Raw genomic sequence first — 21,482 nt, 5'->3', positions numbered from 1 at the left:
ATTCATGCAGCTTGTTTCAATCATAATGCCGGCTTTTAACGCTGCTGCAACTATATCAGCTTCTGTAGAATCTGTATTGGCCCAGACATATAGAAATTGGGAACTTATAATCATTAACGACGGATCGTCAGACAATACCGTTGGCCTGGCTACCAAATATGCCCAAGCTGACAACCGAATAGTGGTAGTGGATTTAAAAAAAAATGGAGGTTTGCCAAACGCCAGAAATCAGGGAATTAATAAAGCCACCGGAGATTTTGTCGCTTTCCTGGATTCTGACGACACCTGGGCCCCTGAAAAATTAAACAAACAGGTTAACTTCCATTTAAAGCAACCAACTATAAAAATCAGTCATACCGGTTTTGATTTATTTAACGCCGGGGGTGTTGTGAAACGGCCATTAAAAAGAATTGTAGAATTCAACTATAAAAAATCCGGTAACCTTATACCTTCTATATATTGTAAAAACTCTGTTGGTGTTTTAACTGTGATGGCAGATAAGGAATTAATTCAAAAAGTTGGCGGTTTTGATATTAATTTATGGACAATGGAAGACCAGGATTTGTGGATAAGAATAGCGAAGCTGGGAGAGGAATTTGGGTATATTAATGAAGATTTAGCCAGCTACAGGTTAGGTTCAGGAGGCATAACAAACAAAATAAACAAGTACAAAAACGCTTACAGAAAACTCATTGCCAAATACAAGGTTGAAACAATTGAAACTAAATCATACCGTTTAGCATTAGCTAACTATTACCGGTATTTCGGTATCGTGTACTTAAAAGAGGGGGCTTACAAGCTTTCTTTATTATATTTAGTTAAATCTATAAAATTTGACCGCTATCTGTTAGATAGATTTTTGACAAGCATATTGCTTTCTAAAGCCTTATTAAAATCTGTTTTTAAACGCTAAACTGGTAGGTATGATAATTGTAAAAATTATTGGTGGGCTAGGTAACCAACTATTTCAATATGCGTTTAGTAAAGCTATTGAAGCTAAAGCAAATACAAGAGTTTATCATGACGTAGAAGATCTTAATAACAATTATGAACTTCGTAAAAACGGTCTTATGCATTTTAATGTCAAATTGAACAGCGCTACTAAAGAGCAAATAGAGAGTGCTAGTTCAGTATTCAATAAAATAATTTTTAAGTTTTCTTTGTTGTTTAAAGGGCTTATTAGTCAGAAGAAAATAAAATATTACTCTGAACAAAAGTCAATGCTTGACTTTGGAGTTTTTTCTGATGTGACTGACTTATATTTAAATGGTTATTGGCAATCAGAAAAATATTTCAGTGATATTGAAGACTTGATACGATCGGAATTTGAGATTATAACGGCGCCAAGCGAGGGCAATTTGAAATTTATAAAACTGATAAATAATTCAAATTCAGTATCACTTCACATTCGACGGGGTGATTATATAAACAATCCGTCGGCACAACAAATTTATCATACCTGTTCTTTGGATTATTATGAAGCTGCTATAAAATACATTGCAAAGCGGGTGGAAGATCCGGTGTTTTTTGTTTTTTCTGATGATATGACCTGGGTCAAAGCTAATTTGCACAGTAGTTTTAAGCTGGTTTTTGTTGATGAAAATGACGGAGATACAGCATATGAAGATTTACGCCTGATGAGCAAATGCAAGCATAATATTATTGCCAATAGCACTTTTAGCTGGTGGGGCGCATGGTTGAATAATCATTTAAATAAAATTGTTATATCGCCTAAAATTTGGTTTAAAAATGAAAAAAAGTCTTCAGAAAATTTACTTCCTAAAAGTTGGATCACTATATAATTTAAATTAGCATATTTTAAATGTATCCTTTAAAAAAGACCAGCTTATTTATCAAATCCAGAAACTTGGTCAAAAGAAATTTTGAAGCAAAAACCCGTACTGTATTAAAAAATGTAACTTATTCAGTAATAATAAAAATAGGTACTATAGCGATTTCTTTTCTTTCTGTGCCCCTATTATTAAACTATTTAGACGGGTCTATTTACGGGGTTTGGATAACCATTTTAACTTTCACAAGCTGGTTTACGTTATTTGATCTGGGCTTGGGTAACGGATTGAAAAATAGGCTTATTCAGTTTGCCGCTACAAAAGAAACTGACCTTGCCAAAAGCCACGTTAGTACTACTTACATAACCATGGCGCTTATTTGCAGCAGTGTATGTATATTTTGTTTGCTGGTAAATCCGATTGTGCCCTGGCAGTTAATTTTTAATATCCCTAAACAATTGGTTACCTCGGTGGCAACAGCAACTTTTATCATGTTGGTGTTTACAATGGCCAGCTTGTTTTTGAAATTAATTAATAATTTGTTACACGCCAACCAGCAATCTTACAAGGTAGATATCATAACTTTTATTTCGCAGTTAGTTGGATTTTTAGCTATTTACGGAGCCCGGTTATTTCTTAAGCCTTCAATAGTAACGGTAGCCATCATGTTTACTTTATCTCAGTTATTGGTATTGCTGATAGTAAACATTTACTTGTTTTTAAGGAGCTTTAAGTCGCTGATGCCATCAGTGAAAAATTTTGATCGAAAATTGACAAGAGAAGTTGTTGGAGTTGGCGGCATGTATTTCCTGATTCAAATAGCGGGTTTGGTTATGTATATGACAGATAATTTTATTATATCCGCTCTATTGGGGCCCCAACAGGTAACAATCTATAACTTAGCTCTAAAATATTTTTCAGTGCTCACCATGGGGTGGGGGCTTTTGTTGACACCTTTATGGCCGATGATAACTAAAGCTTATTACTCCGCAGATTTAGCCTGGATAGATAAGACACATAAAAAAATGATTGGTTTGTGGGGGCTTACTATAGTAGTTGGCCTTATTATATTTTGGTGTTCAAATTTATTTTATAGGCTGTGGATTGGTACTACAGTAATTGTCCCACAATCCGTAAGCCTAACTATGCTAATTTATAGCTATGTCAGTATTTTTGCTACAATAATGGCTACATTTATTAATGGTATAGGTAAAATTAAGCTGCAAGCCTATATTACGGTAGTTTTGGCGTTGTTTAACATACCTCTGGCTATTTTTTTTTCCCGTACATTAAATTGGGGTTTAATAGGGGTGCCAATTTCTACAACTTTTTGTTTGGTGATATCCTCTGTGTTAGCGTTTATACAATGCAGGAAAATAATAAACAACGCGAGCACTGGTTTGTGGCATAAATAAAGCAAACAAAAAGATAGGAGTTGACATTATAGGATACAGCACGCCGCCATCTGGCTTAATTATAATGAAAAGAAAAATAATTAATTTCTTCAAACTACTAATTCCTGACGCTATAGCCAGGCGTTTATTAAACGGTATATCACCGTTAGCCTCTATCGGGAAAAATTGTTATTTGTATAAAACGCAGATTGGCGACTTTAGCTACCTGGCAACAGGCGTTACTGTCATGAACACAACAATAGGTAAGTTTTGTTCTATAGGGCAGGGCGTAGCTATTAGCTTGGGTATGCATCCGTCATCAGTATTTGTGAGTACTCATCCGGCGTTTTTTTCGCCACATAAACAGGCTGGCATTTCTTTTACAACTACAAGCCAATTTAGAGAAATGGGACAGAGCACCATAGGAAATGATGTTTGGATAGGGGCTAATGCAATTATTATGGATGATATTACAATAGGCGACGGAGCTATTATAGGTGCAGGAGCTATTGTAACCAGGAATGTTCCGGCATATGCTATTGTGGTTGGTAATCCTGCCAAAATTCTCAGGTATAGATTTAAGGAGGAAGAAATTGAATTCCTGCTAAAATTCAAATGGTGGGATAAAGAATTATCATGGCTTAAAGAAAACTACATGCTATTTCATGATATTAAGCTTTTTATGCAACAATTCTCGTCACACCTGTAAACATTGCGTACACCCCCTAATCAGATTTAACTATGAGGCGATATAGTGTTAAAATAAGCTTCCCTTTTAAAGAATGGCCTTTAATGCGGCAAACCCCCAATTGGACGGGCCAGTGGGGTGATTACTTTTTTTTTATCGATGACGATATCACAGAGTGCGATTTTTGGATATTCTATTCTAACTATAATCTTCAGAAACAGACCTGCCTTTGCCCACCTGAGAACATCATTTTCATCCCCGCCGAACCTTTTTCAGTAGAAAGATTTAGCAGCAGATTTTTAAAACAATTTGCTTTGATTATTTCTTGCCAGAGAGAAATTGTGCACCCAAATATTAGTTATAACTTAGAGGGTCATCCCTGGTTTGTAAACAAAAGCTATGATGAACTGCAAAGCTTGGCACCCTTGCAAAAGAGTCGAAAAATTTCAATAATTACATCCAACAAAATACAAACTGACGGTCATAAAAGACGGTTAGATTTTTCGCTCAGACTAAAAGATTACTTTAAAGATGAAATAGATTTGTTTGGGCGCGGGCTAAAAGATTTTGAAGATAAATGGGATACATTGGCTCCATATAAATATTCAATAACAATGGAGAACAGTAGTTATAAAGATTATCTGTCTGAAAAGTTTTTTGATTGTCACTTAGCATATACCTATCCCCTTTATTACGGCTGCCCTAATGCCGCTAAATACTTCTCTGAAAAATCTTTCACCCCAATAAATATTAATAATTTTGATGAATCACTTAAAAGTATAGAAACTGTACTTAACGATGAAAATTTTTATGCAGACAGGTTGAAATATATTTGCGATGGTAGGGCAAAAGTGCTAAATAACTACAATTTATTTCCGCTATTAGTTTCATATATGAAACAGATGGACGGCAATGCTGCTAAAAAAGCTGTAACTATTTCACCACAATGGTCTTTTAAAAAATATATATCCCGCATTGTTAAACAAAATTTCATAAGATGATAGGCTGGCTGTTCAACAAATTAAGATCACTAAAAGCACTCTTTGTCCCGCCGTCAAACATTACAATAATGAAAGGCGCTATAGTAAGTAATGATTCAACAATTGGCGAATATTCCTATATTGGCTATAATTCATTTGTTACAAAAGCTAATATAGGCAGATATACTTCTATTGCGTGTAACGTTTCGATTGGTTTGGGCGAACATGTAGTTAACGATATTTCAACAAGCAGTTTGTTTTATAATAATTCTTACGATATATTAACGTCGAAAAGCTGTGTGATAGGGAACGACGTTTGGATTGGGGTGGACAGCATCGTCCGACGTGGGGTTAAAATTGGCAATGGCGCCATTATAGGGGCAAATTCATTTGTTAACTCAGATGTACCGCCTTTTGCGGTAGCCGTAGGTACCCCCGCAAAGGTTATTAAATATAGATTTACACCAGCACAGATAGCAGCTATTGAAGATAGTAATTGGTGGGATTATGAAATAGACGAGGCAAAAAACAGAGTTGCAAAGCTTAAAGCTGAATTTGATATAGAAAACTGAAACTGTATGTATAGTAAATTTGAGTTATGAAAGAGGTCATAAGAAGAAATCTTCAATCAGTATTATATTTTTTTCATAGGACGTTTTTTCCTACACATTACAGAAAGATAACAGAATTATTTGTACCCAATTTATTTAAGATTGAAAAAATCAAGTTAGGCCGTGAAGGTGACGGTACTTATATATTACCAAAAAATATTATTAATCAAGACAACGTATTAATGGGGCTTGGTGTTGCCGATGACATTAGCTTTGAAGAGGACTTTATTAAGCTTTACCCTAAAACAACTGTGTATGCATTTGATCCGTCAATTGCAGAATTGCCGGGACATAATGACAAAATCATTTTTCAAAGTAAAGGCGTAGCCGGTAAAGATTCGAAAAAGAAAAACATGGTGTCTTTTGATACAATTATTAAAGAAAACAGTATCGAAAAACAAATCATAGTTAAAATGGATATTGAGGGTTGGGAGTGGGGGATATTTAATAAGCTGAACCTTATAAAGTATGATATCCCGGTGATAGTAATTGAGTTCCACATGATGGAACTGACTTCTATATATCACTGGCTTTTTTTTCCATACCATTTCTGGAAACGGCTTAACATTTTACGAAAAATATTAAATCAGTATTATATATTCCATTTACATGCTAACAATTACGGTTACACGCAGTTTAAAGATTTTAGTTTCCCCTGGTTATGCGAAATGACTTTAGTTAATAAAAAGCTCTTTTACGACGAAATAATTAGCGAAACTAAAATTTTAAATACAATAAATGTTAAAGAGCGGGTAGATATCCAATACCCGTTTTTTAAGTAATTTTGAATCGGGCTTCAGTAAATGACATCTAGCAACACTGCTGACAGTAAAAGTTTATCGGCGTATTTAAATATAACAGCATTATCAATTAATAGTTGAATTAATGAATTCAAGAATTGCTTTTATATTATTAGCCGTAATTATTATTGGCGATGTATTAACATCGCTAGGTTCTAGCCTTGACTGGCGTTATTGGAACTTTGGTATATTAATCAAAATCCCTATCCAGATATATCTTTTATTTTATTGTCTTAAATTTATTAAAACCGGCTTCATAATACCTGTGGCGGTAAGCATGATTTTATTGATAATCTGGCTGTTAAACGTAACTCTTTTTTTTAATTTTCCTACATTATTGCTCGCGAAGCCATTAAAAGATGACAGCTTAGAAGGTATATATACATTTATAGGCTCGGTTACGGTGTTTAGCCGTTACATATTCTTTTTCGTTTTAAGCTTAATAATGTATTTATACGCTGATGACCGGGTATTTGCTATTAACGTAAAAAAACTTTTCGAGTATTTTATGATTGTTAATAGCGTTTGCGTTATAGTAGGGGCTGTTTTTAAAATATCCTTATTTTCGTCATATAATCCTGGTAACAAATTTACCGATGTTGAGCTCAGGTTTGGCTACAAGGGCCTGTTAATTGGGATAAACGAGGTTACAGGTGTGTATTTTTTAGGGATCGCACACTTCTATCGCGAAGTGTTGTTATATAAAAGAAACGGGAAAATTTTTGTTTTGTTACTGATAATAGTTGCCGCCGTACTTACTGGTACAAAGGCATCGGTGTTGGCTATTTTGTTATTAACCGCCTATTATTTTTACAAATATTTCAGAAAGTTTTTCTTCTTGTTCTTTTTACCGGTATTGTCCGTATCTATAATTCTCTTATTAACAAGATATTTTTATCTTATAACAGCTTTTTTGAGCACAGTTGCTCAAAACGATTCTATTATGTTTGTTATAACCGGAGGGCGATCTTACAGGGTAGCATTATTTTTTGAATATATCAGCAACAATTGGTTTCTACCTAGCTATATATTGGGACAGCCTCAACTTTACACCGAAACAGATATGCTTGATTTATATTTCTTTTTCGGTATAGGCAGCATTTTATACTTAATTATATATGCTCAACTATTTTTTAAATTTGAGAAAACTAATGACAGGATACCTGTTTTTATTATGATGCTGATATTGGCATCGTTGAGTGGCCATATCATACAAAGTGCTGTAGTCCCGGTTTTTCTAATTTTGTTCTTAATATCGAGTAAGGACACTTATACTTCCACACCCCACGTTGCATGAAAGTAGGATTTTTATTAACTACGACAGATCATTTAGGTCCGTTTATTATAGCCAGAGATATCATTAACAACCTGCCTTTAGGCAGTCATGACATAGAGGTGTTTTATTTAAAAGATTCGATAAAGCGTATAAATTTTGGTGTTAAAACAACTAAGATCAGTTCCTTCGCCACTTCAATAAATTTTTCTGATTTTGACGTGGTGCACTCTCATGGTTTTTTGGCCGATGTTTATGTAGCCTGGCATTTAAAAAACAGAGCCAAATGGATAACAACGTTGCATCAAAAAATTAAACCTAACTATTCATTAGATTATAATATCATCACGGCCTCAGTGCTGGAATATGTTTGGCTTAAGGCCGTAAGCAGGGCAGATATGGTTGTGACGTTAACTAAGGATATGGAAAGTTATTATGCCCCCAAATTAAAATCTACCAGGCTTCGCTACGTTTACAATGGTATTCCTGACACGGCAGAGAGCATTGAAATTCCTCATCAGGAACTTGAGCAGATAACTGAAATTAAAAAGACTACTAAACTTATTGGCATATCGGCCAGGTTAGTTTATTTAAAAGGGATTGATCAGGTGGTAAGAATGCTTGCAGTTCAAAATAATTATTCGTTGCTGCTTATTGGGGATGGGGTTGAAAAAGACAACCTGGTACAGTTGGCTACAAGTTTAAACGTATTGCAGCGCATTATTTTTTTGGGATACAAAGAAAATCCAAGACCTTATTTGGCCTTATGTGATGTTTACGCCATGTCATCCCGAACTGAAGGCTTCGGGCTATGTGTTTTGGAAGCGGCATCTCAAAGTATCCCCGTAGTGTGTAGTGATATTCCGGTTTATAAAGAACTGTTTACAGACGAAGTAGTAAAATTTGAATTAGAAAACATCAACTCACTAGCCCACGCTATGAATTCAGCTGTAGAGAACAGCCGAAACTTAGCCCAAAAAATACATCAGAAATTTGTGGCCTCTTTCACGGCCAAAATAATGGCAGACCATTACTTAAAACTTTATTCAGAGTTATAGTTGCGGTTTCCCTTTCAATGTCATTAGCTATTTTGTAACAATAGCTTTATAAAGTTTGCCATCTTTTGGTGTTTTTACTCTGTTCTGTCTAAAACGCTCTATTTTTTTGACTATTAACTCGTTTAACACATATGAGAATATTAAAATAGCAATAATGATAAAGATGTTTAAAATTTCCTTATCGTATCCTACAAAAACATGAGATATTATTGCCGCGATAAATAAATGGCAAATATATATCGGGTATGAAAGTTCGCCGATGTAACTGTCTGTTTTCCATTTTTTTGTGGCCAGGAATATAAAGGGTAAAAAACTAAAAAACAGCAAGGTGTAAAAATAGTGCTTAATGTGGCCTGGAATTAAGGCATAAATCAAGGTGAACAAAACTATTATCAAAAAAAATGAAATAGGTATCCATTTATTAATGGGCATGTTTTTGATTTTGGTGTAAACTTTATAAGCCACATTGCCCAATAAAAAAAACACCAGCTCATTAGGGAAAAATCTATAATTCCATGGATCTTCTTTTAGGCCGTGTAGCACTAAGAATACCCTAACTGACAAGGAAACCAGAATAAGTGCAGCTATAACCTTTATATTCCGTCGAACTATAAAGGGGGCAATCAAATAGAACATTAATTCCAAACTAATAGACCATGCCTGTGGTATGAACAAAAAATTATATAAGCCTGGTTTGGTAAGTTTAAAATCCGTAGTAAAAAACAAGTGGCCGTTCTTGGTATTTAAACCCAGGAACATTACAGCGTCTTGAAAGAAAATGAAAATATTCGTGAAAAAGAGAAAAATCAGACTCCCTAACCCCATGGTGTTGTAGTATTTTATATAATAAGCTAAACTTGTAGAGCCGTCAGCATGTCCGCTAAAAAAAATATAGAAGCAGCTTACAATAATTATTAAAAACAGCACCACATAGTAAATAGGATATAATTTTAATAAACGATTAGTGATAAACAACTTATATGAATTGTTGGCATTAATATATTTTTCGTTTAAAATCAGCGACATATAGAAGCCGGAAATTATATAAAATGATTGTACAGCCAGCGGGGGGCTAATTAATCTGAATCTGGAGTCGAGGTGTCCTAAAACAACTGAAATTGCAAGTAATAATCTTAAAATACCCATAAAAAATATGGCGTAAATATAATACAATCAGCGGGCAATATGGGTATAGTATAAAATCTGCTAAGATAACTTTATAAAAGCAAGTAAAACATTTTGCAAAAATTAGGTGTTATATGCCCAATTCATTAACTAAAACTACTTTTAAACTTTAATGGGTAAAAATTTAAAAAAAATGCTTTCGATAGATATAAATGGGTTACTTTTGAGTGCTTAATTCATAACAGAAGGTTAACCAGCTTTAAATCATTTACCGTTGTTGATTGGTTAACGGAAATTAAAAAAAAACAGGATATATATTAAAGCTATATCCTTTAACATGTAATAATATTTTAATAAAAATGGCTGATCTTTCGGTTTCAGTTGTATTATACCATACTGACAAACAGGAACTATACAATTTATTAAAAAGTTTTATAAGGTCAGAGCTGTCTATAGATATTTTTTTAATAGACAATTCACAGACCGATGCTTTAAGAGAGGTTTCGTTAGTTTTTGAAAACACAATATATATCTTTAATGGCAAAAACATAGGTTATGGTGCTGGTCATAACATTGCTATAAATAAATCAAACGCCAAGTATCATCTCATAGTGAATGCCGATATAGAGTTTGACCATAACATCCTGGTAAAAGCCCATCAATTTATGAGCAAACATCCGGACGTAGGTATGATAAGCCCGCAAATTGTTTTGCCAAATGGCGAAATGCAGTTTTTCTGCAGGAAGCTGCCAACACCTTTTGATTTGTTTGCACGTAGGTTTATACCATCGTTTGTAAAACCCATATTTAAAAAACAACTGGACGAATATTTACTGGCTAATAGAGATTATTCAAAGCCAATGAACATTCCTAACCTGCCAGGATGTTTTATGTTTATACGTATGAGCATACTTAAGGAAATAGCCGGATTTGATGAAAACTTCTTTATGTATGTCGAGGATATTGATTTAACCAGGCGTATTCATGAAAAATCAAAAACGCTTTATTTACCAGAGATAAAAATTGCGCACGGTTTAGCCAGGGGGTCATATAAGTTTTCAAAACTCATGTTATATCATATCCAAAGTGCAGCCTATTACTTCAATAAGTGGGGGTGGTTTAATGATGCAAAACGCGTCAAGATAAATAAAGCATTGTAAGTTTAATTCATGTGTGAAAAATTTAACTGGCTTTTAATAGTCTAATGGTTCATCGGTACACGACATTTGTCAAGGCGATTAATCTCACCGTTGATTTTATCATTCTTAATCTAAGTATGATATTGGCCTATTTTTTTGCCGATAACACCCTTTTATTTTGGACGAACAATCATTATTTACCAGTTGTGCTGATATTCAATTTAGTCTGGTTGCTGTCAGCAAACATTACCGGATTGTATGAGCATGTTTTGATAAAAGACTCAATAAAAACTTACAGGGGAGTAATAAAAACATACCTACTATTTCTTAGTTTAATAAGTTTTACGGTAATCATTCTGATAGGTCGGCAATCTTACTTTGTGACCAGAGAATACTTAATTTATTCACTAATTTTATTTGGTATCTTATTAAGCTTATGGAAACTTATTTTCCTAAGCGTTCGGAAAAGCGAACGGACTGCTTTAATTAATAACAGAACATTTGTGATTGTAGGAGGCGGCCGCATTGGTCAGGACTTATACCGTTTTTTTGAAAGTAACCCTGAACTCGGTTATAAATTGATGGGTTTTTTTGATGATGATCCCAGGCATATAAAGAATAAAGATTTATATGCAGGTAAGGTTAGCGAGTGTATCCGGTATGTAATATCAAATAACGTCGACGAGATATTTTGTACATTACCTAATTCAGAATCGGCCAAAGTAGAACAATTGATGATCGAAGCGGATAAGAATCTTATAAGATTTAAATTTGTGCCAGAGTATTATGATTTTGCTAAAAGGCCAACGTATGTAGAGAACTTTGGACATATACCGGTAATTTCGGTACGTGCAGAGCCGCTTGAGAATATGCTTAGCAGATTTTTAAAGCGTGCTTTTGACATTCTGTTTTCTTTATTTATTATTTGTTTTGTTTTTAGTTGGCTGTTTCCAATTTTGGCTGTATTAATAAAATTAGGATCAAAAGGCCCGATTTTTTTTGTGCAGATACGGTCTGGACGGGACAATAAGCCGTTTAAGTGTTACAAGTTCCGAAGCATGAAAATCAATGCCGAATCAAATAAAAGGCAAGCAACTAAAAATGATAGCAGGATCACAAAATTAGGATCTTTTTTAAGACGATCAAGTTTAGATGAATTGCCTCAGTTTTTTAATGTTCTAATAGGCAACATGTCTGTGGTCGGGCCCCGGCCACATATGATAAGTCATACAAAACAATATGCCCAACTTATTGACAAATTTATGGTCAGGCATTTTCTTAAACCAGGCATAACCGGTTACGCGCAGGTAAATGGCCTTAGGGGCGAAACAAAAACAACAGAAGCAATGTTGGAGAGGGTTGAGGCAGATGTGTGGTATTTAGAAAATTGGTCATTCTTGCTTGATCTGAAGATTATATTCTTAACGGTATGGAACGCTGTAAAAGGTGAAGAGAATGCCTATTAAAAAATCGACAATGAAAAAATGTGCATTATTAATTGCCGTTCTCTTTTTTGCCATTTCTTGTAAAAATCAGGTAAAAAATGAGGCCGTTGTTTATAGTAATGATTTTGAAAAAAATGATTTACAAGGTATCACTAATGGGGTTATTGAAAAGTTTAACAGTACTAACGTGTTGGGCCGTTATAACAACGGTAACTTTAGCCTGGTATTAAACAATCTCCCCAAACATGATTTGGTAACTATCTCATTTGATCTTTATATCCATGATAGTTGGGATGGCAACAAAAAAGAGCCTGATGGACCAGACATTTGGCAGATGGTTGTTGACGGCAACGTGTTTATAAATACTACTTTCTCAAATGATGCCTTCATAGCGGGTAATTTTACATCACCCCAGTCTTATCCGTTTAACTACCCAAATAACTACAACAATCCTAAAACAGGCGCTTACAGAACAGATTTGCCTTCTGCATGTGATACCGTTGGTCCGAAAATTACAAGTCAGTATAAAATCAGCAAAACCTTAAATCATAAAAGTAGCACCCTGCAACTACAGTGTTTAGATAAATTAATACAACGTAATGCTGCTAATCCTAAATGCGATGAAAGTTGGTCAGTTGATAACATTACCGTAACAACAATAACACTATGAAAATCATAAAGCTATCCCTGGTTTGCGCTTTTCTGATTTTTGCGAAATCATCTCTTTATTCACAGTCTTTACCTGTAGGCACTAAATCGCTGGAAGATTATTTCAGACGTGCACAATTACAAGGCAGGGCAGATACTAATGTCTCTTTTACTATTCGTCCGCTTTATCCCGGGTATTTAAGTAAAAATATCTTTTTTCCAGACAGTACAGAGCGCAATTTAGACACCAACAGCACCTGGGTAAGTAAAAATGGTAAACTCAAAACAATTCTTCTGCCTTTTAGCTTTCAAACTAAAGCTAATTCCAGCCATCCTTCAGGATGGAATGATGGGCCAATGATACCTGCAAAAGGCTTTCAGGCGGTAGTTAGTGGTGGTGTTTTTGTTCAATACGGCCCGTTAGCTATACAACTTGCGCCAGAATTTATTGGAGCAGAAAACGCCGAGTTTGACACCTTTGATAAGAATCATTACGACGTTATATATGCCAGATATTATGACATATATAACAATGTTGACCTACCGGCCAGGTTTGGATCAAGCCCATATGCCAGAGCTTACTGGGGGCAAAGTAGTATCCGTTTAAATTACAAGTCAATTTCGGCAGGAGTCTCAACCGAAAACTTATGGTGGGGGCCGGGTATAAGAAACTCATTATTAATGAGTAATACCGCACCTGGGTTTACTCACCTTACTTTAAATACCACAAAACCGATAATAACGCCGGTTGGTTCATTTGAAGGAGCAATCATCGGCGGAAGTTTACGTAATTCTAACTTCGCCCCGTTAGTGCCCGACAAAAGTTATTTTGGTACAAATTTATATGTGCCCAAACCTAATAACTGGCGATATTTATCAGGATTTATTGTAACATGGCAGCCAAAATGGGTACCGGGTTTGTTTTTAGGGCTTGATCAAACCCAGCAAATGTATGGCAAGAATTTAAATGGAATTAAAGACTACCTGCCATTCTTTTCAACAATAAAAAATAACAACTCTGCTGATAGCCCGATAAATAGTAAAGATCAGTTAAGCGCAATGTTTATGCGTTGGCTTTGGCCGCAAGAACATGCTGAAATTTATTTTGAATACGGCAAATACAACAACTCACAAAATTTCACCCAGGAGTTACTAAATCCAAATAACGCGCGTGCTTACATTTTTGGCATACGTAAACTTTTACCTTTCAAACATCGCCTTGACGAAAATATTCTAATTAATGTTGAGGTTACCCAACTACAGGGAACAAGTATAGCTAAAGACATACAGGGCCAGGAGTGGTACGTTAGTCAGGGCATCAGGCAGGGCTATACCAATCAGGGGCAGGAAATTGGCGCCGGTGTAGGCCCGGGTGGTAACTTGCAATCGTTAGAGGTTAGTTGGGTAAAAGGATTGAAAAAACTCGGTTTGCAGCTTGAAAGATATGTTCATGATAATGATTTTTACTATTATGCTTTTCACGATAGTCAAGATTATACAAGGCACTGGGTAGACCTCAGCATGGGGTTTGACGGAGAGTGGAATTATAAAAATCTCATTTTTAATGCCCAACTTCAGTTTACCAACTCATTAGATTATCAATGGGGACTGTCGCAGCCTGGAAACGACATTGCATTTCAGCACCAGATTAATAAATTTAACTTGCAAATACAAACAGGCATTACATACAGATTTTAACATTAACGAATATGAAGAAGGTGTTTTTTGTGTTGATGATGTTTTGTTTGATAATATTAGGTACACGAAAGCTATATGCGCAATCAATCCCGGTGGGTACGCCTGTACTGGAGGATTATTACAGACGCGAACAGTTACTTGGTAAAGTAGATTCAAATTTATCTTTTGCGATTAGGCCTCTTCTCTCTAAAGAGCAATTAAATACCCAAAATATACTTAATCCAGACAGCTCTTATACAAATAGTGCCATCTATTTTGGAAATAAAAAGGGTTTTTTTCAAATATTACCTTTTAGTTGGCAGCAACAATTTAATTCAGACCACCCTTACGGTTGGAATGACGGGGCAATGATACCTGCCAAAGGATACCAAACACTTGTTAGCAGCGGCTTTTACTTGAAATACGGTGTTTTTAGCATTCAATTTAAACCTGAATTTGTCTATGCCGCTAATAATAATTTTAATGGATTTGATTCTGGTCATCCTGATCAGGATTTAATTGTTTATTATTCTTTTCACAACTCGATAGATCTGCCTGAAAAATATGGAAATGGCCCTTATAAAAAGGCCTTTTTGGGCCAAAGTAGTATCAGGTTAACTTTCGGTAAAATTTCCCTGGGTTTCTCCAACGAAAATCTATGGTGGGGCCCGGGCATCAATAACGCGCTGGTTCTTACCAATAATGCTGCAGGGTTTAAGCACCTAACCATCAATACCGTCGCACCAATAAAAACGGCAATTGGTAATTTTGAAGGCCAGGTAATTGCCGGGCGGCTTGAAGATTCAGGTTATCCCTCATTACCTACAACTGCTTTAGCAGACGGAAGAAAATTATATATCGAAAAAAGAAAAGATTGGCGGTATTTTACCGGGTTTAACTTAAATTATAATCCTAAATATATTAACGGTTTGACACTTGGTATTATAAGAACATTTAACGCGTATTATGCCGACGTAAAAACCGGGGGCTTTAATGCGTATGTTCCGTTTTTTACATCATACACCAAGCAAAACGTTAATCAGGGTGTAGGCGATCTTTTCCCGCGCGACCAAATAACGTCTTTGTATGCCAGGTGGTTAATGAAGAAGGCCCAAGCAGAAGTTTATTTTGAGTACGGCTGGGAAGACAATTTATATAATTTAAGTGATTTTATTCAGTCGCCAGAGCATTCAAGAGCATACATATTTGGGTTTCGTAAATTGCTACCCGTTAACGAATATAAAAATCAGCACATACTAATAGGAGCTGAGATTACGCAAACGTCTCAGCATACAGAAAACTCCATCAGAGAAGTGGGGCAATGGTATTTAAATTACCAGCTGCTACACGGGCATACAAATGATGGGCAAGTGTTAGGTGCCGGTACAGGGCCCGGTGGCAATCTGCAATCATTTGACGTTAGTTGGGTTGATGGATTAAAAAAAATAGGTATAGGTTTCGATAGGTTTGAACACGATGTTGACTTTTATCAAATAGCTTATTCCCCGATAAACGGTAATAGCAGAAATTGGGTTGACTTTGCCCTTTCAGTTCATGGCGAATGGAATTACAAGCACTTTTTGTTTAACGCAAAACTTCAGCAAATAAAATCACTAAATTATCAGTGGATATTAAAAGATTATAATCCTGGTCAGTATTATATCCCTCATAATGATGTTTATAATTTTCACGGCGAATTAGGTATTACTTACAGGTTTTAATTGATGATAAAAAAAATACTTGCATCAATAGGTCTTTGCCTTACTTGTGTGGCGATAAATGTCCATGTAAGCGCGCAAACATTGCCGGTGGGTACATCTGTGCTTGATGATTATTATAGGCGTGAGCAGTTGCTTGGAAAGTTAGATTCAAGTATTTCGTTTAGTATAAGGCCAACTTTATTAGGCGTAAAAAATATATATCATCCTGATGATACTACAAAAGATCACAGCATTCAATTTGCTAAAAATGGCCTTTTTGCAATATTGCCTTTAAACTGGCAGCAGCAATTTAATTCCAACCATCCTTATGGATGGAATGACGAGGCTATGATACCCGCCAGGGGATATCAAACTATGGTAAGCGGTGGCTTTTTTTTCAAATACGGCCCGTTAGGCGTTCAATTCAGACCTGAATTTGTTTACGCCATAAACACTGATTTTACCAACTTTGCGGATGGCCATTCTGGCGATGATTTACGAAATTATTATGGTTATCATAATAATATTGATCAGCCTGAAGTCTATGGAAATGGCGCCTACAAAAAAGCGTTTTTAGGGCAAAGTAACATAAGCTTGACGTTTGGTGCGATATCAATGGGTTTATCAAACGAAAGTATCTGGTGGGGGCCCGGAATCAGAAACGCATTGATTTTAAGTAACAATGCGCCAGGTTTTAAACATTTGACTCTGAATACCGTTAAGCCCATAAAAACTTTCTTAGGTTATTTTGAGGGTCAGATAATAGCAGCAAAATTAGACGCATCTGGTTTGCCGCCACTGAATGTTACCAGGGATGCAGACGGAACAAATTTATATGTACCCAAACGCATAGGGTGGAGATATTACACCGGCTTTAATTTTAATTATCATCCAAAATGGATAAACGGGCTTACTCTGGGGTTAACGCGCACCTTTAACTCATATCACCAGGACGTTCATGGCCTTAGTGGTTATGTGCCATTTTTTATACCCTACTCCAAACAGTCTACAAGCGGCGGTGCGGAAGCTGGTGGTTTAGGTGATGCATTTCCAAGGGATCAAAACACATCTGTGTATGGACGATGGCTATTTGTTAAAGCAATGGCTGAGGTGTATTTTGAATACGGTTTAAACGATAATTCTGCCAACCTGAAGGATTTTATCGGCTCACCTGAACACTCCAGAGCATACATCTTTGGGGTACGTAAAATGGTCCGGATAAATAATCATGAAAATCAATATATACTGTTCGGTACGGAAGTAACCCAAATGTCACAAACGGTTGACCGCGTTGCCAGAGATGCCGGCGGATGGTATACGCATACCGAGATTAGAGATGGCCAAACAAATCTTGGACAGATTATTGGCGCAGGTATAGGGTCAGGAGGTAATTTGCAATCGTTAGACATTAGCTGGGTAAGCGGTTTGAAAAAACTTGGTATACAGGTAGAACGCTATGAGCATGATGTTGATTTCTACCAGCGGTATTTCCCGGATATCAATGGAAATAGCCGGAAATGGGTAGATTTTGCGTTGGCGTTACAAGGGGAGTGGGCTTACAAGAACATAATTTTTAACGCCAAGCTGCAGCATATAAAATCTTTTAATTATGAATGGATATTGAAAGACTATAACAGTAGCCAATACTATATACCACATAACGATGTATATAATTTCCATGGCGAATTAGGTGTAACATTTAGATTTTAGAATCTTTACGTTTAAACAAAACATAAAAACTAAAAAATAGCCCGCTTAAAAATATACCTGTAGCAATACCTATGGAGTACTTAAGCTTGTTTTTCTTCAAAGGCAATTCCGGCTCATCTACAATCTGTACAGTTGGTGTTTCCTGTGCCAGCATTGTTTTACTGGTTTCTAAATTTTTAACGGTTTCTGAAAATACAGTAGATAGTAAAATTTTATCCCTTTCTCTCACTTCGACATTGGCGGAAGGAGCAGTATAGGCCGGATTCACATCCAGGCTGCCTTGATTAGCTGCCGCTGCCGCATAGGTTTTACGGTTAAGTATTAGCCCTATGCTGTCGGCCCTTTTTTGCAGTCGATCAATGTTGTCTCTTAATCGTTTGGTTTTTGTGCTTATATAGAAGTTTGTTGCCTGATTAATCATTCGCATACAAAAAAGTTGAGATAGTTTCTCATCGTCCATAGTTGTGTTAACTTCAAAAAATCCAAGCTTTTTGTCTGTTTTGGCAATCTCAAATTCGCCTTTCAAAATTAACTCTGACATTTCATGAAGCAAACTGTCTTGCAACCTGGAATTATTAAGTCCGTTTAAAGGAAAACGAATAATCTTGCCATCCGGGCTGTATTTAAGCCATTTTTTACTCAGCTTATTAACCGCCGCGTAACGGTCGGCAAGGGTTTGGGTGCTATCATATGCTGTTACCAGCGTAGCTTTAATTAGTTTACGACTCTTTATCAGTTCCTGCACATTATCGCCAGCCAGCACGCCGCTTCCACCTCCCAGGCCGTTAAGATCAACTCCTGCCAGCCCGGCTAAGGCAGATAACCCGCCACTACCGCTTGACTTTGAATCGTCCACAACAAATGTTAATCTGGCTGTATAACTTGGCGTCCACAGCCAAGCAGTTAGCGCACCCAATAACGCTCCGACCAGCAAAACCAGTGCCAGTGCCGTTTTAAACCGTAATATATATTTAACATCGCTAAAGCGATCATCTACCAGTTTTTTTATAGAAAATTCCGGTTCGTGTGGATATTGGGTATTTTCCCGGCTCATGTTATTTATGTAAAATAGCTACAATACTTACCAGTGCGGTTAGCGCGGCAGCTATGCTGCCCAGGTCACCGAACCCTATTTTAATTTTATTATCGGGTGCTTTCTCAGGCACTATGATTTTGCTGCCCGGTTTTACTGTAGGATAATGCCGGAAAAATAAGAAATGTCTAACGGGTTGATTCAGCCCGTCAGGATATTGTATATAGGCACCCTTTAACCGCGCATTTTGCGTGGTGCCGGCAGCGGCATTAATATAGTACTTAAAACGCCCGCCGTTAAAGCTTATATATTGCGGATTGTTTACCGCGCCTGACACCTCAACATAAGAAATTACCCTTGGCACGTATATACTATCGCCCGGTAATAAAACCATGTCCTTGTTTGCCTCAGGCTTGTTGTTTTTTAAAGATAAATCAAGATTAACCCGCACACCATTTCTATAAACCTGCGCATTTTCCATCGAGCCATATGGCGTTACACCGCCTGCTCTTCGTAAAAAGTCAAGCGCGGTTTCATTACGGCGTTCTACCGGATAATCGCCCGGGAAAACGACCTCGCCTTTAACTACTACATTACCTAATGCCCTATAGTTTACCAGCCTTGGTACATTAATAACATCCATTGGTTGTAGCTCGATATCGCGGTTAGCATCATTATTATTACTCAAGTCAACAACGAAAGTGTTTACCTGTTGATTAGCTACGCTATCCGACTCATTTTTTATCACCCGGTTAACCTCAACATGATGATCTGCGGCGTCGTCTTTAAATCCGCCGGACATGGCAATTACATCAGCAAGTTTTAAACCCTTGCGGTAGGTAATGATAGAAGGCCTCCTCACATGTCCGCTAACAGTTACTGTCTGGCTTGAAACAAATGCCTCGCGATCCATAATAACTACCGTATCCTCTCTCAACAACGGAATATCGTTAACCCCGTTAATTATCTCGCCCGGCTTAAAAGTTATGCTTTGTTTTTCAAGGTTGGGCAATGTTCTGTTAATATAGCCCCGCTCCAGGTAAGCTTCAGGTTTTAGCCCCTGCGCTGATTTCAATAGTTGGCTCAATGTAAGGCCCGCAGTTAGCTCATAAACGTCCGGACGATAAACGGCTCCTTCAAGCACCACGCGATTGGTATAGCGGTTTGTAATAGCACCTATCAGTACCTTGTCGCCGTTGTGCGGAGTGTAATTCGCAAACAGGTTTGCAGGTACGTCTTTTACCTCACGCTGCAGATCATTGATCTGGTCAACTTTGGCTATGCCGGTATAAGCCACGTCAGTAAAGCCGCTGGCAAACCGGATAACGTCATCTAAATGCTCATCATCTTTCAACTCATAAATAGCCGGGTTTTTCACTTCGCCGCTTATGCTTACGCGTTTTTTATAAACGGGGATCTGTATCACATCCTGGTCCTCCAGACGGATATTACCTTCCTGAATACCGCTTTGCAGGTAAGTATAAAAGTCTATAATTTTATAAAGTTTATTATTTCTGATCAGCTTTATATACCTTAATGATCCGTTGGCACCGGGGCCGCCTGAATTATACAAAGCATTGGGTAAGGTAGCCAGTGAAGACAGGGTATATGATCCCGGCGTTTTTACTTCGCCTTTAACGGTAACCCTGATGCTGCGGGTGCTACCCAGGTTTACAGTTAATTGCGTCTGACCTGAAGCTAGGGCCGGATAGATCTTTAACATTTTACTTCTGATCAGGCTGGTAGCCTGCTCAATGGTAAAACCATTTACATAAACCAAACCGGCAAAGGGTATTTGCAAATTGCCATCAGGTGTTACTGTTGATTCGAGGTTTTTTTCATTTAAACCGGTTAACAATATTATAACTTTATCCCCCGGGCCTAATACATAGCTTTTGGGCGTAGCTATTGAAAAACTCGGCTCAAAGGTAATAGCCTGCTTAAAAAACTGAGTTCCATAAACTTCTAACGCTGGCTGTGTGGCAGTAGTAACCGGCCTTTCAAGTGGCGTAGGCTTTACAACCAGGTCAATGATGTCGCGCTGTGAGCCGGTTTTTTGTTTTTCGGTTGATGTTACGGCCTTTTGCGGTGAGGCTTTTTTGTTTAATCCTAATAGCGTCACCCTGTCTTTAAAGGCCTGAAGTTCTTCGCCGCTTACACCATTTTTTGTCATAAGGGCATACGCCTGTTGCTCTGATAAACCAGAATCTTGTATTTTTTGCCAGGCTTGTGTTATTTGCTCGTCAGTTGCCTGGCTTACTTTCATGCCCTTTAAATCGCCCATGGATATTCCTTGAGCAATGCCATGTTGGGCAAGTGTGATTAAACAAAAAAACAGTATGTAAAAAAGGTATTTGATGCGCATGAAAAATCGATGTTAATCTAAGTGATGCAAATATAAAATATTATAT

18 protein-coding genes are annotated in these 21,482 nt (G+C 36.8%); 15 read left to right on the top strand and 3 right to left on the bottom strand.

Translation table 11 applies throughout. The features are described 5' to 3' along the window. Nucleotides 1–4: 4 nt before the first annotated feature. From LJ658_RS03420 to LJ658_RS03380, 9 genes are all read left to right on the top strand, one after another. On the top strand, nucleotides 5–913 hold the full coding sequence (locus LJ658_RS03420) for a glycosyltransferase (protein ID WP_230545071.1): 909 nt from the start codon (nucleotides 5–7) through the stop codon (nucleotides 911–913). A gap of 10 nt (nucleotides 914–923) precedes the next feature. After that, entirely contained in the window at nucleotides 924–1,802 is an 879-nt protein-coding gene (locus LJ658_RS03415; protein ID WP_230545070.1) for an alpha-1,2-fucosyltransferase, read from the top strand. A 20-nt stretch (nucleotides 1,803–1,822) separates the two neighbouring features. Then, a complete protein-coding gene (locus LJ658_RS03410; protein WP_230545069.1) occupies nucleotides 1,823–3,205 on the top strand; it encodes a lipopolysaccharide biosynthesis protein in 1,383 nt (460 codons plus the stop codon). Nucleotides 3,206–3,269: 64 nt separating this feature from the next. Continuing rightward, nucleotides 3,270–3,893: a CatB-related O-acetyltransferase gene (locus LJ658_RS03405; protein WP_230545068.1), complete on the top strand. Its 624-nt coding sequence runs from the start codon at nucleotides 3,270–3,272 to the stop codon at nucleotides 3,891–3,893. A gap of 32 nt (nucleotides 3,894–3,925) precedes the next feature. Further along, complete coding sequence (locus tag LJ658_RS03400) at nucleotides 3,926–4,873, top strand: glycosyltransferase family 10 domain-containing protein (RefSeq protein WP_230545067.1); 948 nt, start codon at nucleotides 3,926–3,928, stop codon at nucleotides 4,871–4,873. A gap of 68 nt (nucleotides 4,874–4,941) precedes the next feature. Beyond that, nucleotides 4,942–5,424: a CatB-related O-acetyltransferase gene (locus tag LJ658_RS03395; protein WP_230545066.1), complete on the top strand. Its 483-nt coding sequence runs from the start codon at nucleotides 4,942–4,944 to the stop codon at nucleotides 5,422–5,424. Nucleotides 5,425–5,450: 26 nt separating this feature from the next. Continuing rightward, the gene (locus tag LJ658_RS03390) at nucleotides 5,451–6,245 is read left to right on the top strand and encodes an FkbM family methyltransferase (protein WP_230545065.1); all 795 of its coding nucleotides are present in this window, start codon (nucleotides 5,451–5,453) and stop codon (nucleotides 6,243–6,245) included. 463 nt (nucleotides 6,246–6,708) lie between these two features. After that, on the top strand, nucleotides 6,709–7,560 hold the full coding sequence (locus LJ658_RS03385) for a hypothetical protein (protein WP_230545064.1): 852 nt from the start codon (nucleotides 6,709–6,711) through the stop codon (nucleotides 7,558–7,560). Next, nucleotides 7,557–8,594 (top strand): glycosyltransferase family 4 protein, encoded by a 1,038-nt coding sequence (locus LJ658_RS03380; protein WP_230545063.1) that lies wholly within the window; start codon nucleotides 7,557–7,559, stop codon nucleotides 8,592–8,594. The genes LJ658_RS03385 and LJ658_RS03380 overlap by 4 nt, the downstream gene beginning before the upstream one ends. 27 nt (nucleotides 8,595–8,621) lie before the next feature. Here LJ658_RS03380 and LJ658_RS03375 read toward each other — a convergent pair whose 3' ends face one another. Then, nucleotides 8,622–9,740, bottom strand: a complete 1,119-nt coding sequence (locus LJ658_RS03375) for an acyltransferase (RefSeq protein WP_230545062.1) — start codon at nucleotides 9,738–9,740, stop codon at nucleotides 8,622–8,624. 338 nt (nucleotides 9,741–10,078) lie between these two features. Here LJ658_RS03375 and LJ658_RS03370 point away from each other — a divergent pair, with 338 nt between their 5' ends. From LJ658_RS03370 to LJ658_RS03345, 6 genes are read left to right on the top strand one after another with little or no spacing between them, the layout of a single operon-like run. Then, nucleotides 10,079–10,879: a glycosyltransferase gene (locus LJ658_RS03370; protein ID WP_230545061.1), complete on the top strand. Its 801-nt coding sequence runs from the start codon at nucleotides 10,079–10,081 to the stop codon at nucleotides 10,877–10,879. A gap of 44 nt (nucleotides 10,880–10,923) precedes the next feature. After that, a complete protein-coding gene (locus tag LJ658_RS03365) occupies nucleotides 10,924–12,324 on the top strand; it encodes an undecaprenyl-phosphate glucose phosphotransferase (protein WP_255670397.1) in 1,401 nt (466 codons plus the stop codon). A 10-nt stretch (nucleotides 12,325–12,334) separates the two neighbouring features. Then, nucleotides 12,335–12,973 (top strand): hypothetical protein, encoded by a 639-nt coding sequence (locus tag LJ658_RS03360; protein ID WP_230545059.1) that lies wholly within the window; start codon nucleotides 12,335–12,337, stop codon nucleotides 12,971–12,973. Further along, on the top strand, nucleotides 12,970–14,649 hold the full coding sequence (locus LJ658_RS03355) for a capsule assembly Wzi family protein (RefSeq protein WP_230545058.1): 1,680 nt from the start codon (nucleotides 12,970–12,972) through the stop codon (nucleotides 14,647–14,649). Before LJ658_RS03360 ends, LJ658_RS03355 begins: the two co-directional genes overlap by 4 nt. Nucleotides 14,650–14,660: 11 nt before the next feature. Further along, nucleotides 14,661–16,349: a capsule assembly Wzi family protein gene (locus LJ658_RS03350; protein ID WP_230545057.1), complete on the top strand. Its 1,689-nt coding sequence runs from the start codon at nucleotides 14,661–14,663 to the stop codon at nucleotides 16,347–16,349. A gap of 3 nt (nucleotides 16,350–16,352) precedes the next feature. Beyond that, entirely contained in the window at nucleotides 16,353–18,038 is a 1,686-nt protein-coding gene (locus LJ658_RS03345; protein ID WP_230545056.1) for a capsule assembly Wzi family protein, read from the top strand. Here LJ658_RS03345 and LJ658_RS03340 read toward each other — a convergent pair. Then, nucleotides 18,028–19,092, bottom strand: coding sequence for a hypothetical protein (locus tag LJ658_RS03340; protein ID WP_230545055.1), 1,065 nt, complete (start codon nucleotides 19,090–19,092; stop codon nucleotides 18,028–18,030). The genes LJ658_RS03345 and LJ658_RS03340 overlap by 11 nt on opposite strands. 1 nt (nucleotide 19,093) lies before the next feature. After that, nucleotides 19,094–21,355 carry an SLBB domain-containing protein gene (locus LJ658_RS03335; RefSeq protein ID WP_230545054.1) on the bottom strand — a complete coding sequence of 754 codons (2,262 nt, stop codon included), beginning with the start codon at nucleotides 21,353–21,355 and terminating at the stop codon, nucleotides 19,094–19,096. Nucleotides 21,356–21,482: the final 127 nt, after the last annotated feature.

It is taken from the genome of Mucilaginibacter sp. UR6-11 (assembly GCF_020880695.1).
Classification (GTDB): Bacteria; Bacteroidota; Bacteroidia; order Sphingobacteriales; family Sphingobacteriaceae; genus Mucilaginibacter.
This window is presented reverse-complemented; position numbering and strand designations above follow the sequence as displayed.

Bases quoted from the DNA above. Each gene is read 5' to 3' on its own strand.
- LJ658_RS03420 (WP_230545071.1), top strand. From the start codon at position 5: ATGCAGCTTGTTTCAATCATAATGCCGGCTTTTAACGCTGCTGCAACT.
- LJ658_RS03415 (WP_230545070.1), top strand. From the start codon at position 924: ATGATAATTGTAAAAATTATTGGTGGGCTAGGTAACCAACTATTTCAA.
- LJ658_RS03410 (WP_230545069.1), top strand. From the start codon at position 1,823: ATGTATCCTTTAAAAAAGACCAGCTTATTTATCAAATCCAGAAACTTG.
- LJ658_RS03405 (WP_230545068.1), top strand. From the start codon at position 3,270: ATGAAAAGAAAAATAATTAATTTCTTCAAACTACTAATTCCTGACGCT.
- LJ658_RS03400 (WP_230545067.1), top strand. From the start codon at position 3,926: ATGAGGCGATATAGTGTTAAAATAAGCTTCCCTTTTAAAGAATGGCCT.
- LJ658_RS03395 (WP_230545066.1), top strand. From the start codon at position 4,942: ATGAAAGGCGCTATAGTAAGTAATGATTCAACAATTGGCGAATATTCC.
- LJ658_RS03390 (WP_230545065.1), top strand. From the start codon at position 5,451: ATGAAAGAGGTCATAAGAAGAAATCTTCAATCAGTATTATATTTTTTT.
- LJ658_RS03385 (WP_230545064.1), top strand. From the start codon at position 6,709: ATGTATTTATACGCTGATGACCGGGTATTTGCTATTAACGTAAAAAAA.
- LJ658_RS03380 (WP_230545063.1), top strand. From the start codon at position 7,557: ATGAAAGTAGGATTTTTATTAACTACGACAGATCATTTAGGTCCGTTT.
- LJ658_RS03375 (WP_230545062.1), bottom strand. From the start codon at position 9,740: ATGGGTATTTTAAGATTATTACTTGCAATTTCAGTTGTTTTAGGACAC.
- LJ658_RS03370 (WP_230545061.1), top strand. From the start codon at position 10,079: ATGGCTGATCTTTCGGTTTCAGTTGTATTATACCATACTGACAAACAG.
- LJ658_RS03365 (WP_255670397.1), top strand. From the start codon at position 10,924: ATGGTTCATCGGTACACGACATTTGTCAAGGCGATTAATCTCACCGTT.
- LJ658_RS03360 (WP_230545059.1), top strand. From the start codon at position 12,335: ATGAAAAAATGTGCATTATTAATTGCCGTTCTCTTTTTTGCCATTTCT.
- LJ658_RS03355 (WP_230545058.1), top strand. From the start codon at position 12,970: ATGAAAATCATAAAGCTATCCCTGGTTTGCGCTTTTCTGATTTTTGCG.
- LJ658_RS03350 (WP_230545057.1), top strand. From the start codon at position 14,661: ATGAAGAAGGTGTTTTTTGTGTTGATGATGTTTTGTTTGATAATATTA.
- LJ658_RS03345 (WP_230545056.1), top strand. From the start codon at position 16,353: ATGATAAAAAAAATACTTGCATCAATAGGTCTTTGCCTTACTTGTGTG.
- LJ658_RS03340 (WP_230545055.1), bottom strand. From the start codon at position 19,092: ATGAGCCGGGAAAATACCCAATATCCACACGAACCGGAATTTTCTATA.
- LJ658_RS03335 (WP_230545054.1), bottom strand. From the start codon at position 21,355: ATGGGCGATTTAAAGGGCATGAAAGTAAGCCAGGCAACTGACGAGCAA.